Origin of the sequence: Janthinobacterium sp. (assembly GCF_009923995.1) — a bacterium.
In the GTDB taxonomy this organism is placed as follows: Bacteria; Pseudomonadota; Gammaproteobacteria; order Burkholderiales; family Burkholderiaceae_D; genus Janthinobacterium.
The window spans coordinates 59,071-72,629 of the sequence record NZ_RFSK01000008.1; the positions used below are offsets into that span (position 1 = coordinate 59,071).

The window sequence follows — 13,559 nt, forward strand, 5'->3', positions numbered from 1 at the left end:
ATGGCGAAGACGATACGCTTCAACGCCTTCCAGATGAACACCGTGGGCCACCAGTCGCCGGGGCTGTGGACGCACGCGCGCGACCGCAGCCACCGCTATACCGATCCCGAACACTGGACGGAGCTGGCGCGGCTGCTGGAAGCGGGCCTGTTCGACGCCGTGTTCCTCGCCGACGTGCTGGGCGTGTACGACGTCTACCGCGACAGCCTCGATGCGGCCCTGGAACACGGGGTGCAGGTGCCGCTGAACGACCCGCTGGCCCTGGTGCCCATCATGGCGCAGGCCACCACGCACCTGGGTTTCGGCGTCACCTGCGCCCTCACCTACGAGCATCCGTATCCGTTCGCGCGGCGCATGTCCACCTTGGACCACCTGACGCAAGGGCGCATCGGCTGGAATATCGTCACCGGCTACCTCGACAGCGCGGCGCGCAACCTGGGCCTGCAGCAGCAGCTGGGCCACGACGAGCGCTATGACCTGGCCGACGAATACCTGGACGTCGTCTACAAGCTGTGGGAAAAAAGCTGGGATGACGACGCCGTCGTCAACGACAAGGCGCGCGGCATCTACGCCGATCCGGCCAGGGTGCATGCCATCCATCACGTGGGACGCCACTACCAGGTGCCCGGCATCCACCTGTGCGAGCCGTCGCCGCAGCGCACGCCCCTGCTGTATCAGGCGGGCACCTCGCCGCGCGGCACGCGCTTTGCGGCGCGCCATGCGGAAGCGACCTTTGTCAGTGGCCCCAGCAAGACAGTCGTCAAGCGCTACGCCGACGACTTGCGCGCGGCCGTGCGGCAAAGCGGCCGCGACGGCGACGCGCTGCTGATCTACGCGCAGGCGCTCGTCATCACGGGCGCCACCGAGGCAGAAGCGCGCGCCAAACACGCCGACTATCTGCGCCATATCAATATCGAGGCGGCGCTGGTGCTGCTGTCCGGCTGGACGGGCGTCGATTTCAGCCGCTACCCGCTCGACGCCACCATCGACTACATCGACTCCCCGGCCGGCCGCTCGGCGCTGGCCTCGTTCAGCCAGGCCGACCCGGAGCGGACATGGACGGTGCGCGAGGCGGCCGAATACATCGGCCTGGGCGGACGCGGCCCCGTCATCGTCGGCGACGCGGGCCAGGTGGCCGACCAGCTGGAAAGCTGGCTCGATGAAACGGATATCGACGGCTTCAACCTCGCCTTCGCCGTGGCGCACGACAGCATGGCCGACGTGGTGCAATACATCGTGCCGGAACTGCAGCGGCGGGGCCGCTACCGCACGCAGTACGAGGAAGGCACCCTGCGCCACAAGGTCTTCGGCCAGGGTCCGCGCCTGCCGGCCGGCCACGCGGGACGCCAGGTCAGCATCGGTTCGGGCAGCGCCACCCTGGCCGCGGCATGAGCACGGGCCAGGGGGCCAGTGACAAGCCTTGCCATTCATGTTAGCTTGCCATGTTGAAAATAAATGGACAAGCGCGTGCACTCCTTTTTCTCTCCAGGCAAACCCGTATTCCTCCTCTCCTGCGCAGCCCTGGCCGCCGGCCTGCTGTACGCCAGCCACGCCGCGGCGCAGGCCGGGACCACGGCCGACCAGCCGCCCGAAGCGCAGGCGGAGGCACCTGCAGAGACGGGCCGCTCCATCCACATCAACAGCATCCGCAACCCGGAACTCAAATCCTACCGCGTGATGGCGGCCGGCCTCGACGCCTTTGACGAGTACCATGCGCTGGCGCCGCAGGCGCGCGACGTGCGCTTCCAGCTCAATGCGGGCACCGGCGCGCCGGCGGACGCCATGCAGGACCTGGCCTTGCGCATCGCCGGCAACGAGACGTCGATTACGCTGCCCCTGTCAGCCAATGGCAGCTTCGTGCTGCCGCGCAGCGCGCAAGCCGACAGCGAGGACGCGGACCTGATCACCAACAAGAAAAAGGGCCAGTACCGCTGGCAGGCATCCATCCACAGCGATGGCGTGCCCGCCAATATGCGCCGCCTGGGCGACCTGCGCCTGCAATGCCAGGTCACGATCGCCATCGCCAAGAAGGAGATCCCGTTCTGGGTACGCACCCTGGTCGGCACCATGCTGCGCACCACCGACTGGTGCTCCGCCAGGGAGCTCAATATGGGCACGCGCAGCGACGTGGCCATCGCCAGCGCCACGCTGCTCGACGGCGCCCAGCGCATCGCGCTGCCGGTAAACAATGCCGGCAAGACCTTCCTCGCGCCGATCGGCAACACCCGCTATGCGGACGATACCCTGATCGAACTGGTATATCTGGATGCCGCCGGCGCGGCGCCCGCATCCTTGTGATGCGTTTGCGTCGCGCCCCGTTCCGTGTCAGCATAGCTAACCCGGCAACACGGACAAGGATAGCCATGCCCCTCACTCATACCCGCACGCTGGCCCTGGCCCTGCTGCTGGCCGGCCATGCCTCCCTGGCGCTGGCGCAGGCGCCCGCCACGCCGCCCACGCCAGGCTGCGAAGCCTGCGCCGCCTGGAATGCCGACCAGGCGCCGTTCCGCATCTTCGGCAATACCTATTACGTGGGCGTGAAGGGCCTCAGTTCAGTGCTCATCACTTCGCCGCAGGGCCATGTGCTGATCGACGGCGGCTTGCCGGAATCGGCACAGAAGATCATCGCCAATATCGGCGCGCTGGGTTTTCGCATCGAGGATGTCAAGCTGATACTCAATTCGCACGGCCATATCGACCATGCGGGCGGCCTGGCCGAACTGCAGCAGCGCAGCAATGCGCTGGTGGCCGCCAGCCCGTCGGCCGCGCTGGACCTGGCATCGGGCGAGGTGGGACCGGACGATCCGCAATACCATGCGCTGCCCAAGTACCCGCCCGTGAAGGACATGCGCCTGGCGCGCGACGGCAGCCATTTCAACGTGGGCCCCATTGCCCTGACGGCGCACGCCACGCCGGGCCACACGCCCGGGGGCCTGAGCTGGACCTGGCAATCGTGCGACGGCCCCCGCTGCCTGAACATGGTGTACGCGGACAGCATCAACGCCGTCTCGCGTCCCGGCTTCAGGTTCAGCGCCAGCAGCGAGTATCCGAATGCGCTGGCGGACTTCCGGCACAGCTTCGAGATGCTGGAAAAGCTGCCCTGCGACGTGCTGATCTCGGCCCACCCGGAAGCGTCGCAATTATGGGAGCGGCTGGAAGCGAGCGCCACGGCGGGCAGCGAGGCCTTCGTCGACCCGCAAGCCTGCCGCACCTACGTGGCGGCGGCGCGCACCCTGCTTGATGCCCGCCTGGAACAGGAAAAGCAGGACTAGGCTTGTCAACCGTGCACGCTGGCGTGGCGGGTATCTGCTACGCTGGAGGCCATCACTTCAACAAGGAAATGCCATGTTCACACTCGCCAGACTGATTCCCCTCGCCGCCATCGTCGCCATCACGGCCGGCTGCGCGCAAACGCCCGTGCGTTCCGATGCGGCCGCCGCCGCGCCCGGCGCCACCTCGCCCGCCCAGCCGGCGCCGAAGCTGGCGGGCACGCAGTGGAAGCTGAAGGAATTGAAGGGCAAGAAAGTCGTGCGCAAGGCGCCCGAGCAGCGTGAAGTGACCCTGCTGCTGGCCGAAGGCCGCGCCAGTGGCCACAGCGGCTGCAACCAGATGATGGGCGGCTACACCAGCGACGGCGTCAGCACCCTGAACTTTTCGCAGCTGGCCGGCACCATGATGATGTGCCAGCCGCAGGACATGGACCTCGAGCGCGAGCTGCTGACCACCCTGGGCGAAGTCAACGGCTACCGCTACGCCGACCAGGAACTGCTGCTGCTCAAGGATGGCGTACCCGTGGCGCGCTATGAAGCGCTGACGGTGAAGTAAAACTGCTGCCTTCCCCCAAGGCAAAGACTGGGGTCGTACCCTCAGGGTACGACCCCGGCACCTGTTCGGGGCTTGCTCCACCTCCACCGCACCTAGTCATTGCGCATCTGCGCCTGCGAGACATTGCTATGTGGCGGCACGCTCTGCGTCAGCCACACATTCCCCCCCACAGTCGAACCGGCGCCGATGGTGATGCGCCCCAGCACGGTCGCGCCCGCGTAGATCACGACGTCGTCCTCGACGATGGGGTGGCGCGGCGTGCCCTTGATCAGCGCGCCGGAAGCGTCCGCCGGGAAGCGCTTGGCGCCCAGGGTGACGGCCTGGTACAGGCGCACGCGCTGGCCGATGATGGCCGTCTCGCCGATCACCACGCCCGTGCCATGGTCGATGAAGAAACTGGCGCCGATGTGCGCGCCCGGGTGGATATCGATGCCCGTCAGGGTGTGCGCGATGTCGGCGATCAGGCGCGCCAGGAACGGCGCGCCGAGCGCGTGCAGCTGGTGCGCCAGGCGGTGGTACAGGATGGCGATGGTGCCCGGGTAGCACAGCATGATCTCGGCCACGGAGGTGGCGGCCGGGTCGCCCGCGTAGGCGGCCTGCACGTCCGACACCAGCAGGGCGCGGATGCCGGGCAGGCTGGCGGCGAACGCGCGCGTGATGTCGCGCGCCTGCTGCGCCAGGGCCGCGTCGTCGGCCGCGCCCTCAGCGTCGTCGCCGGCCGCGGCGGCGTGCGCCGGGGCGGAAAACAGCAGGCCGCGCCGCACCTGCTCGCTGAGGCGGTTCAGCGTGGTGTTCAGGGTATCGCCGACAAAATAGTCGATGCTTTCATCGGTCAGGTTGGGCCGCCCGTAATGCGTGGGGAACAGGGCCGCCGACAGGCCGTTGACGATGGTGGTCAGCGCTTCACGCGACGGCAGTTCGCGCACCCTGCCGTTATGGCGGATCTTGTGCGTGTCTTCGCGCGAGCTGCGCAGCGCCTGGATCACGGGACCCAGGTTCCACTGGACGGATTCCTCGGCGGGCGCCGCGGGATGAATGCTGTGCATGGTGTATCACTTCCGAAAAAATGGCGAACAGGCCGGGTCGCCCCAGCTTAGCGGCGGCGCACGGCAAAGCCAACGAAGGTTTTCAAGGTTTGATATGCGAAAAACGCATATCAAAGGCAAACCGCGCCCGCGCCAACCCGATTGTTGCCGCTAGCGTAAAATGACGGACTAACAAAAACACTCTTCAACATGACTAAATTATTAACCTGGATCTTGGCGGGCCTGGCGATGGTCGGACCGCTCGCAATTGACACGTATCTGCCGTCTTTCCCCGCCATCGTGCACGATTTCAATGCCAGCCCCCTGCTGGTGCAGCAAACCCTGAGCTTTTTCCTGTTCACGTTCGCCTTCATGATGCTGTTCTACGGCACCCTGTCCGACTCGTTCGGCCGCCGTCCCGTCATCCTCGTCTCGCTGGTGCTGTATGTGATCGCTTCCGTGGGCGCCGCGCTGGCGCCGTCGCTGGGCTGGCTGCTGGCCTGGCGCGTGCTGCAGGGCCTGTCCGCCGGCGCCGGCTCCGTCATCGGCCGCGCCATCGTGCAGGACCGCTATTCGGGCGCCGCCGCGCAGAAGATCCTGTCGCATATCATGATGGTGTTTGCCCTCGCGCCGGCCATCGCGCCCGTGCTGGGCGGCTGGCTGCAGGTGGGCCTGGGCTGGCGCTGGATCTTCTGGTTCCTGACGGCCTTCGGCGTGCTGATGTTCGTCGTCGTCTGGCGCGCCTTACCGGAAAGCCTGCCGAAGGAGCAGCGCCACGCCTTCCACCTGGGCGACATCGCCGTCAATTACTGGAAAGTGCTGTGCCACCGCCAGTTCTTGCTGCTGTCGACGGCCATCGGCGCCGCCTTTGGCGGCTTCGCCCTGTACATCGGTTCGGCCGCCTACTTCATCATCAACATCCTGCACCTGCCGGAGACGGCATTCGCCTGGCTGTTCATTCCCCTGATCAGCGGCATGGTGTTCGGCTCGGCCCTGTCGGGCAAGGTGGCGCACCGCTACAGCCAGCGCCAGATGATCTGGGCCGGCTTCATCCTGATGCTCGTCGCCGCGCTGGCCAACATCGGCTACAACTACTTCTTTGCCGCCGAAGTGCCATGGGCCGTGCTGCCCCTGTTCTTCTACTCGTTCGCCCTGTCCATCGCCATGCCGCCGATGACCCTGATGGCGCTGAACCACTTCCCCCACAACAGCGGCCTGGCATCGTCGATGCAGTCCTTCATCCAGATGCTGCTGTTCGCCCTCGTCTCGGGCCTGGTGGCGCCGCTGCTGTTCGACAGCGCCCTGAACCTGGCGTATGGCGTGATGGCGGGCCTGCTGGTGAGTTTATTGTGCTGGGTGTTTGCGCAGGGAGGGCAAGCGGAAGCGGTCAAGCAGTAGCTTTTAGAGTGGATTTTTCAGGTCGGGAGCACCTGAAAAACGTTCAGGACAAGGCGCCGTGCCGCAGGCAGTACGCTAGTACGGCAAGGCACGGCAACGCAGTCATGGACGTTTTCTCAGGCGCTCCTCAAGGCCACGGCGCTGGCGTCACGTCCACATACTGCGCCCCGCCCTGCTCCGGTTCCGCCTCATTGCGCTGCGCCGGCTGGTTCAGGGAACCGGCCGGCGAGCGCAGGCTCAGGATTTCCTTGCGCGCCTCGACGAAGTCGGCGGAACTGAGCGGATGTTCCTGGTCGGGCCAGTGGCTGACGGCCCATTCCTGCAGCGCCTCGAAGCGCCGCCACAGTTCGGCGATGAATTCGCGGCGCGCCGCTTCCTGTGGCGCGTCCAGTTCCTGTGGCGTCTTGTCGACGCCGTCTCCTACGCTCGCTTGCATGATGCTTCTCCGGCTGATGGATCATGACGCCAAGGTAGGCGATGCGGGGCCGGCCGTCTGTTCGCCAGCGAACACAGTTATTACTCCGGCATCTTGCGGAAACCCACGGCCAGGCGGTTCCACGTATTGATGGAACCGATGGCCAGGGTGACGTTGACCATTTCGGCCGGCGTCAATTGTTCCGCCAGGGCCGCGTAGTCATCGTCGGACGCATGGTTCTGCGGCAGCAGGGTCAGCGCTTCCGTCCAGGCCAGCACGGCCCGTTCGCGCGCCGTGAAGAACGGCGTTTCGCGCCAGACGGACACGGCATACAGGCGGCGCTCCGTTTCGCCCGCCTTGCGCGCATCGCTCGTGTGCATGTCCACGCAAAAGGCGCAGCCGTTGATTTGCGAGGCGCGCAGGCGGATCAGCTCAAGCAGCGAGTGCTCCACGCCCAGCTTGGCGATGGCCGCTTCCAGCGCGTACATGGCCTTGACGACGTCCGGCGAAGCTTGTGCAAAATCAATACGTTGCTGTGTCATGATGCATTCCTTGATAAAGTAGAGATGCATCATTGTAGAAGCGCAAGAAGCGTGCGCGGCAGGCCAATCCCGCCGAAAAACGGCAGACCACCAGCAGACATCCCATGGAATTACATATCCTGATCGACGGCACGCGCGACCTGGGCGGCCAGTTGTATCGCCAGCTCAGCGAGGCCATCCGTTCCGGCCGCCTGGCCGATGGCCAGCAATTGCCCCCCTCGCGCCTGCTGGCCAGCCAGCTGGGCCTGTCGCGCAAGACGGTGTCCGACGTGTATGACAAGCTCAGCTATGAAAAGCTGCTGGTAGGAAAAGTCGGCGTGGGCAGCTTCGTGCAGACACCGCACGCCTCGCCGCAGCGCCGCCACGCCAGCACGCCACTGGCCAGCGCCCAGCGCATCGCCCGCTGGGAAGCGACGCCCACGCCCCTGCGCCGCGCCAGCCAGGAACAGCCGGCGCGCTACGCCTTCATCGGCGGGCGCACGACGCCTTCGCACTTCCCCCAGGATGAGTGGCGCGCCTGCGTGCTGCATGCGCTGCGCCAGGATGGCCAGGCGCGGGGCCGCTATGGTCCCGTGCCCGGCCTGCCCGCCTTGCGCGCGGCGATCGCCGGCCATGCCGCCTTCAGCCGCGGCATCCATTGCACGCCGGAGCAGGTACTCGTCACCAGCGGCGCCCAGCAAGCCCTGAGCCTGCTGGCGCAGACCCTGCTGGAGCCGGGCGACACGGTGGCCGTGGAAGAACCCGGCTACCCCGTGGCGCGCGCCGTGTTCGCCAGCCAGGGCGCCCGCGTGGTGGGCGTGGCGGTGGACGAGGATGGCATCCTCGCCGGGCAGATCCCCGATGGCACGCGCTTGATCTATGTCACGCCCGCCCACCAGTTCCCGCTCGGCATGCCGATGAGCATGGCGCGCCGCCATGCCCTGCTGGAGCGGGCGCGGCAGCTGGGCGCCATCGTCATCGAGGACGATTACGACAGCGCCTTCCGCTACGAGGGGCGGCCCGAGGATTCCCTGCAAAGCATGGACCGCTACGGCGTCGTCGCGCACGTGGGCAGCTTTTCCAAGATCATGTTGCCGGAATTGCGCCTCGGCTATGTCGTGCTGCCGCAAGCCATCGTGGCCGCCGTGGAAACGGTGAAATACCTGACGGATTGCCATACGGCCAGCCTGGGCCAGCATGCGCTGGCCAAGTTCATCCACGACGGCCATCTGCTGCGCCATATCCGCCGCTGCCACGACATCTATGCGGGGCGGCGCGAGCGGCTGCAGCACTGGTTCGACGGCCCGCTGTCGCCGTGGTTCCGCCTGGTGCCGGCCAGCGCGGGCTTCCACGTGGCGGCCCTGGCCCAGGCGCCGCTCGACATTGCCGAACTGCTGCGCCGCGCGCGCCTGGCCGACGTCAGCCTGTATGCCCTGTCCAGCTTTTACCATGGTCCAGCCCGCCACGAAGGCCTGTTCCTCGGCTATGGCGCCATCGACAGGCTCGACATCGACACGGCGCTGGCCATCGTGCTGGCGATCCTGCAGGACATGGCGCCCCTGCCCCTCAGCGGGGTTGCCAGCGATAGTGTCCCGTGATCGCATAGCTGAACAGGATATTTTCCTCGCGCGCGCCTGCGCCGATGTTGTGGATGATGAGCGGCACGCCGCCCCATGCCTGCCTGTCGCTGACGATGCCGATGCCGATGTGGGTCAGCTTGCGCGGCAAACGTCACGTGACGATGTCGCCCGCTCGGCAAGCGTGCGCTTCTTTACTTGGCGGCAAGCTGGTGCCGTGGGGGGCAAAATAGGTGCCCGGGTTGGGCACGCGGCGGTGGTCGATATTGCGGTCCGGGGCCGGCCGTGGCGGGAGCGGCCGGGGCCGGCAGGGGCGCCAGCGCCAGCAGCAGGATGGAGAGCGGTTTGATCGGCATCAAGGTCGCTGCGTGGAGATACATGCCAACTGTCACGCAGTGGCGGCGACACCGCCGTACGCTTACGCGCCCGCCAGCTGCGCCAGGTGGGCGGGGAAATCCACGGCGGGGGGTCCCGCCGCATTGACGGTGTCAAAATAATCATGCCAGCCCGTGGCGGCGATGCCGGCCAGCAAGGCGTCCAGTGCCGCCGCGTCCGGGAAGCGCCAGACGGCATAGAATTGCTGGGCAGCCGCATGCAGCTTGCCGCCGTCGACGGCGCCCATTGCCAGCGCTTCGGCGCCCGTACCGGACAAGGCGGCCATGCCGGCGCCCACCGTGTCGAAATATGCCTGGCGCGCAGCGGCGTCGAGGGCCAGCCAGGCCGGTTTCGGGCTGTACAGTTCCAGCAGATAATGCATGTTTTTCCTCCAAAAAGTTAAGAAAGCGAGCGCTGGGCCCGCTTGCAGATGCGCAGGGTCGCGGCAGCAGGGCTGTCCGCCAGCCATTGGGCGCATACGCCACGCACCCAGTCCGGCCGGGTCTTGGCCGCGTCGTTGAGCCAGTTGGCCACGGCATCCTGCACGTAGACGGCCGGGTCGGCGCGCAAGGGCTCCAGCAGGGGCAAGGCCAGCTGCGGCTGCTGTTTTAGCTCGGTAATATGCGCGCACCACACGCCGCGCGGGCGCAGCGCTTCGCAGGCGAAACGGCGCAGGCGCTCCGACGCCTCGCCTGTCCACGGCACCAGCAGCGCCAGCGCTTCTTCCAGGCTGGCGGCCAGCCGGGGCCGCAGCGCCAGCCAGGCCCATTCGCGCACGCCGAAATGCCCATCGTCGGCCAAGGGCCGCATGGCCGCCAGCCGCTGCGGCAAGGTCAGGCCCGCTTGCGCGGCGATGACAAAGCAGGCCCAGCCCCGTACCGTATCGGAAGGGTGGACTTGCAATTGCGCCAGATCAACGTTGGCTTCCAGCAGCAGTTGCGCCGCCAGGGCCATGCGCCGCGTGATGCCGGCCTCGGCCTGCGCCTCCATCCGCGCCAGCCCATCCCCGCCGATGGCGGGCACGGCGGCGGCCAGCAGCCGGGCAAAATCGATGGCCAGCCCTTCCGTCAGGGTGGCGCTGGCGACGCTCCCCGCATTCAGCAGGGCCAGGCGCGCGGGCGCGATATCGGCGATGCCGCGGCTCATGGCGCCCCCTGCATGTCACCTTTATCCGTCCTGCGCCAGGCTTTTTCCAGCAGTGAGCTGAGCAGCTGCATTTCCTCCGCCGTGAAATCGGCAAACAGGCTGGCGATCCACTGCGCGTGCTCGTCGACGAGGATGGCGGCCGCCGCTACGCCCTTGGCATCGAGGCGCACCAGCAGCTTGCGCCGGTCGGACTGGTCCGCGTGGCGCGCCAGGAAACCGTCACGCTCCAGGCCGTCGAGCAAGCCCGTGATGGTGCCGCGCGTGACGCCCGCCCGCTCGGCCAGCTCGTGCGGCGAGAGTCCCTCGGGCACGTCGCGCAGCAGGGACAGCAGGACGAACTTCCCTTCCGACAAGCCATGCCGGCCCAGGCGCGTGGCGCAATCGCCATCGATGGCGGACGCCAGGCCCAGCACTTCAAAGCACAGGCGCAGGCGCGCGGTGGACTGCGCCATGTCGAGACCGCTGGCGCGGCGCTGCACGTCGCCCAGCAGGGCCGTGTATTTCTGTTCGAGTTGTATCATATGGCGCAATATAATATGGCGCCATATTAAATGTCAAATGGAAAACCTTACCGGTTTTCCCTGCGGCCTAGGAACGCGCCTTGTCCTTCGCCCAGGCGATGATGCCATTCGCATCGGTGGCGCCCGGCTGGCGCGCCACTTCCACGCCGCGCACGAACAGGGCCAGGGTGGGAATGCTGCGGATATTGAAACGGCTGCCCAGGTCCGGCGACGCCTCCGTATTCACCTTGACGACGCGGAACGCGGGCTCCAGGGCCTTGGCGGCCTGGGCATAGTATGGCGCCATGCTGCGGCAGGGACCGCACCACGGCGCCCAGAAATCCACCAGCACGGGGATGTCGCTGCGCTCGACATGCTTGAGGAAACGGGCGCTGGCCAGGTCCACGGGCTGGCCCGTGAACAAGTCTTTCTGGCATTTGCCGCACGTGGGCTGCTCGCGCAGGCGGGCGGCCGGCAGGCGGTTGACGGCGTCGCAATGGGGGCACACGATGTGCAGGGAATCTGGCGTGGTCGTAGTCATGGCATTCCTGAATGCAAGCCGGCGCTACCGGCGGATCAGCCATTCTACGGCGAATCGCAGCACCCCATTGCTTGCGCGCACGATTGACGCCAGACCACCGTCACCCGCTTCCGCACGCGGCGGGACGCACACCGCCGTCCGATTGCTGTACCCTGCCCATGACAATATCGCCCATCCACGCGAGGAGACCCATGCACATGACCGCTTCCCCGGCGCACGCCGCACTCGACGCCGCCCTGACGCGCCAGCGGGCCGCCTGCCTGGCCTGGCCCGCGCCCACGCTTGCCGAGCGCAAGCGCGACCTGCTGACCCTGCAGCGCTACCTGCGCGACCACAGGGAAGCCCTGTGCGAGGCGATCAGCGCCGACTATGGCAACCGTTCCAGGCACGAAACCTTGCTGGCGGAAATCTTTCCCGCCATCGACGGCATCGAGCATGTGCTGAAACATCTGAAGAAATGGATGCGGCCGCAGCGCCGTGGCGTGGACTGGCGCACTTTCCCGGGCGCCCGCAACCGCGTGATCCCGCAGCCGCTGGGCGTGGTAGGCGTCATCGTGCCGTGGAATTTCCCCGTCAACCTGAGCCTCGTGCCCTTGACCTACATCTTTGCCGCCGGCAACCGCGCCATGGTCAAGATGAGCGAAAATTCGCGCCACCTGGCCCGGCTGCTCATCGCGACCATGCCCGCCTACTTCCCGCCGGAAAAGTTACAGTTCTTCGAAGAAACGGGGGGCGTGGGCATCGCGTTTTCGCAATTGCCCTTCGACCATCTGCTGTTTACGGGCTCCGGCCAGACGGGCCGCGCCGTCATGGCGGCCGCCGCGCGCAATCTGTGCCCCGTGACCCTGGAGCTGGGCGGCAAGGCGCCCGCCATCGTCTGCGCCGGTTTCGACGTGCGCACGGCAGCCGAGCGCATCTTGTACGTGAAATACCTGAACGCGGGACAGATCTGCACCAGCGTGGACCACGCCTGGCTGCCGCAGGCCGGCATCGCCGCCTTCGTCGAGCATGCACGCGCCATCGTGCCTGCGCGCTACCCCACGCTGGACACGCCCGACTACACGTCCATCATCGACGAAGCCGCCTTTGAGCGCCTGCTGCAGGCGCTGGACGAAGCGCGGGCGGGGGGCGCACAAGTCATTTCCTTGCTGCCGGGGCCGGCTTTCGACCGGGCCACGCGCAAGATCGCGCCCCACATCGTGCTCGACGCCCCCGAGGACAGCCTGCTGCTGACGCGGGAAATCTTCGGCCCCATCCTGCCGCTCAGGGCTTACACCGACCTGGACAGCGTGATCGCCAGCATCAACGGGGGGCCGCGCCCGCTGGCCATCTATCCGTTCAGCAACGACGCCGGCACGGTGCAACTGCTCATCGACCGCGTCATGTCGGGCGGCGTGTCCGTCAACGATGCCCTGTTTCATGTCGGCCAGCACGAGCTGCCCTTCGGCGGCGTGGGCGAGTCCGGCATGGGCCACTACCACGGCGTGGAAGGTTTCCACACCTTCAGCAAGCTGCGGCCCGTGTTTTACCAGGCCCGCTACAGCGCGCTGAAACTGCTGTGGCCGCCGTACGGCCGGCTGGCCAGCCGCGTGCTGGCCTTCCTGACCCGCTGATTACAGGAACAGCGAGGCGGCGATGGCCCACATGACGAGGGCGATGATGCCGTCAAGCACGCGCCAGGCCATGGGCTTGGCAAACACGGGCGCCAGGTAGCGGGCGCCAAAGCCCAGCAGGAAGAACCACAGGGCCGAGGCCATGATGGCGCCGCCGGCGAAGTAGAAGCGTCCCACGCCTTCATGCTGGCCGCCGATCGAGCCGAGCAGGATGACCGTGTCGAGGAAGGCGTGCGGGTTCAGCAGGCTGAACGCCAGCGCCGCGCCGATCACGGCCCAGTAGCCTTCCGGCGACTTGGCGGCCGACACCGTCATGGCCGAAGGACGCCACGCCGATTTGGCGGCGCGCAAGCCGTAGGCGATGAGGAAGGTGGCGCCGCCAGCCTTGGCCCACAGCAGGAAATTGGGATTGTCTGCAATGAAGGTGCCCATGCCGGCCACTCCGGCTGTGATCAGCATGGCGTCGCACACGAGGCACACCAGGATGCAGGTGAGCACGTAGTGGCGTTTCAGACCCTGCTTGAGCAGGAAGGCGTTTTGCGTGCCGATGGCCACGATCAGGCTGGCCCCGAGTCCCATACCTTTCAAGAAAATTGCGCTGTCCATATCGATTCCTTTCTATT

The 13,559-nt window shown here is 66.9% G+C and carries 15 protein-coding genes and 1 pseudogene; 7 read left to right on the plus strand and 9 right to left on the minus strand.

Features of this window, described 5'->3' with window-relative positions; translation table 11 throughout:
* The 4 genes from EBS11_RS06255 (at window position 1) to EBS11_RS06270 (ending at window position 3,825) form a co-directional block, all read left to right on the plus strand.
* The gene (locus EBS11_RS06255) at window positions 1-1,392 is read left to right on the plus strand and encodes an LLM class flavin-dependent oxidoreductase (RefSeq protein ID WP_290601363.1); all 1,392 of its coding nucleotides are present in this window, start codon (window positions 1-3) and stop codon (window positions 1,390-1,392) included.
* Window positions 1,393-1,455: 63 nt separating this feature from the next.
* Window positions 1,456-2,298, plus strand: a complete 843-nt coding sequence (locus tag EBS11_RS06260) for a hypothetical protein (RefSeq protein ID WP_290601365.1) — start codon at window positions 1,456-1,458, stop codon at window positions 2,296-2,298.
* Window positions 2,299-2,363: 65 nt separating this feature from the next.
* Complete coding sequence (gene bla, locus EBS11_RS06265) at window positions 2,364-3,272, plus strand: subclass B3 metallo-beta-lactamase (protein WP_290601367.1); 909 nt, start codon at window positions 2,364-2,366, stop codon at window positions 3,270-3,272.
* Between the two features lie 73 nt (window positions 3,273-3,345).
* Window positions 3,346-3,825 (plus strand): META domain-containing protein, encoded by a 480-nt coding sequence (locus EBS11_RS06270; RefSeq protein ID WP_290601368.1) that lies wholly within the window; start codon window positions 3,346-3,348, stop codon window positions 3,823-3,825.
* A 92-nt stretch (window positions 3,826-3,917) separates the two neighbouring features.
* Here the strand turns inward: EBS11_RS06270 and epsC are convergent, their stop codons facing one another.
* Entirely contained in the window at window positions 3,918-4,871 is a 954-nt protein-coding gene (epsC, locus tag EBS11_RS06275; protein WP_290601369.1) for a serine O-acetyltransferase EpsC, read from the minus strand.
* Window positions 4,872-5,060: 189 nt separating this feature from the next.
* On the opposite strand from epsC, the gene EBS11_RS06280 reads away from it, so the two are divergent.
* On the plus strand, window positions 5,061-6,248 hold the full coding sequence (locus EBS11_RS06280) for a multidrug effflux MFS transporter (RefSeq protein ID WP_290601370.1): 1,188 nt from the start codon (window positions 5,061-5,063) through the stop codon (window positions 6,246-6,248).
* A gap of 127 nt (window positions 6,249-6,375) precedes the next feature.
* Here the strand turns inward: EBS11_RS06280 and EBS11_RS06285 are convergent, their stop codons facing one another.
* Together EBS11_RS06285 and EBS11_RS06290 are read right to left on the minus strand one after the other, a co-directional pair.
* Complete coding sequence (locus EBS11_RS06285; protein ID WP_290601371.1) at window positions 6,376-6,684, minus strand: hypothetical protein; 309 nt, start codon at window positions 6,682-6,684, stop codon at window positions 6,376-6,378.
* Between the two features lie 80 nt (window positions 6,685-6,764).
* A complete protein-coding gene (locus EBS11_RS06290; RefSeq protein WP_290601372.1) occupies window positions 6,765-7,205 on the minus strand; it encodes a carboxymuconolactone decarboxylase family protein in 441 nt (146 codons plus the stop codon).
* 104 nt (window positions 7,206-7,309) lie between these two features.
* On the opposite strand from EBS11_RS06290, the gene EBS11_RS06295 reads away from it, so the two are divergent.
* The gene (locus tag EBS11_RS06295; protein ID WP_290601373.1) at window positions 7,310-8,782 is read left to right on the plus strand and encodes a PLP-dependent aminotransferase family protein; all 1,473 of its coding nucleotides are present in this window, start codon (window positions 7,310-7,312) and stop codon (window positions 8,780-8,782) included.
* On the opposite strand, the pseudogene EBS11_RS06300 reads toward EBS11_RS06295, so the two are convergent.
* The 5 genes and pseudogenes from EBS11_RS06300 to trxC form a co-directional block, all read right to left on the minus strand.
* Window positions 8,751-9,011 (minus strand): annotated as a pseudogene (locus tag EBS11_RS06300) (DUF1287 domain-containing protein). The gene EBS11_RS06295 and the pseudogene EBS11_RS06300 sit on opposite strands and share 32 nt — an antisense overlap.
* 168 nt (window positions 9,012-9,179) lie before the next feature.
* The gene (locus EBS11_RS06305; RefSeq protein ID WP_290601374.1) at window positions 9,180-9,518 is read right to left on the minus strand and encodes a DUF6616 family protein; all 339 of its coding nucleotides are present in this window, start codon (window positions 9,516-9,518) and stop codon (window positions 9,180-9,182) included.
* A gap of 17 nt (window positions 9,519-9,535) precedes the next feature.
* A complete protein-coding gene (locus EBS11_RS06310; protein ID WP_290601375.1) occupies window positions 9,536-10,282 on the minus strand; it encodes a HEAT repeat domain-containing protein in 747 nt (248 codons plus the stop codon).
* The gene (locus EBS11_RS06315; protein ID WP_290601377.1) at window positions 10,279-10,803 is read right to left on the minus strand and encodes a MarR family transcriptional regulator; all 525 of its coding nucleotides are present in this window, start codon (window positions 10,801-10,803) and stop codon (window positions 10,279-10,281) included. Before EBS11_RS06315 ends, EBS11_RS06310 begins: the two co-directional genes overlap by 4 nt.
* Window positions 10,804-10,870: 67 nt before the next feature.
* A complete protein-coding gene (gene trxC, locus EBS11_RS06320) occupies window positions 10,871-11,323 on the minus strand; it encodes a thioredoxin TrxC (protein WP_290601378.1) in 453 nt (150 codons plus the stop codon).
* A 197-nt stretch (window positions 11,324-11,520) separates the two neighbouring features.
* On the opposite strand from trxC, the gene EBS11_RS06325 reads away from it, so the two are divergent.
* Complete coding sequence (locus EBS11_RS06325) at window positions 11,521-12,936, plus strand: coniferyl aldehyde dehydrogenase (RefSeq protein ID WP_290601379.1); 1,416 nt, start codon at window positions 11,521-11,523, stop codon at window positions 12,934-12,936.
* On the opposite strand, the gene EBS11_RS06330 is transcribed toward EBS11_RS06325, so the two are convergent.
* Window positions 12,937-13,542: a LysE/ArgO family amino acid transporter gene (locus EBS11_RS06330; protein ID WP_152256053.1), complete on the minus strand. Its 606-nt coding sequence runs from the start codon at window positions 13,540-13,542 to the stop codon at window positions 12,937-12,939.
* Window positions 13,543-13,559 lie beyond the last annotated feature (17 nt).

Coding starts and splice junctions, on each gene's coding strand:
- EBS11_RS06255 (WP_290601363.1), top strand. CDS start 1: ATGGCGAAGACGATACGCTTCAACGCCTTCCAGATGAACACCGTGGGC.
- EBS11_RS06260 (WP_290601365.1), top strand. CDS start 1,456: ATGGACAAGCGCGTGCACTCCTTTTTCTCTCCAGGCAAACCCGTATTC.
- bla (WP_290601367.1), top strand. CDS start 2,364: ATGCCCCTCACTCATACCCGCACGCTGGCCCTGGCCCTGCTGCTGGCC.
- EBS11_RS06270 (WP_290601368.1), top strand. CDS start 3,346: ATGTTCACACTCGCCAGACTGATTCCCCTCGCCGCCATCGTCGCCATC.
- epsC (WP_290601369.1), bottom strand. CDS start 4,871: ATGCACAGCATTCATCCCGCGGCGCCCGCCGAGGAATCCGTCCAGTGG.
- EBS11_RS06280 (WP_290601370.1), top strand. CDS start 5,061: ATGACTAAATTATTAACCTGGATCTTGGCGGGCCTGGCGATGGTCGGA.
- EBS11_RS06285 (WP_290601371.1), bottom strand. CDS start 6,684: ATGCAAGCGAGCGTAGGAGACGGCGTCGACAAGACGCCACAGGAACTG.
- EBS11_RS06290 (WP_290601372.1), bottom strand. CDS start 7,205: ATGACACAGCAACGTATTGATTTTGCACAAGCTTCGCCGGACGTCGTC.
- EBS11_RS06295 (WP_290601373.1), top strand. CDS start 7,310: ATGGAATTACATATCCTGATCGACGGCACGCGCGACCTGGGCGGCCAG.
- EBS11_RS06305 (WP_290601374.1), bottom strand. CDS start 9,518: ATGCATTATCTGCTGGAACTGTACAGCCCGAAACCGGCCTGGCTGGCC.
- EBS11_RS06310 (WP_290601375.1), bottom strand. CDS start 10,282: ATGAGCCGCGGCATCGCCGATATCGCGCCCGCGCGCCTGGCCCTGCTG.
- EBS11_RS06315 (WP_290601377.1), bottom strand. CDS start 10,803: ATGATACAACTCGAACAGAAATACACGGCCCTGCTGGGCGACGTGCAG.
- trxC (WP_290601378.1), bottom strand. CDS start 11,323: ATGACTACGACCACGCCAGATTCCCTGCACATCGTGTGCCCCCATTGC.
- EBS11_RS06325 (WP_290601379.1), top strand. CDS start 11,521: ATGACCGCTTCCCCGGCGCACGCCGCACTCGACGCCGCCCTGACGCGC.
- EBS11_RS06330 (WP_152256053.1), bottom strand. CDS start 13,542: ATGGACAGCGCAATTTTCTTGAAAGGTATGGGACTCGGGGCCAGCCTG.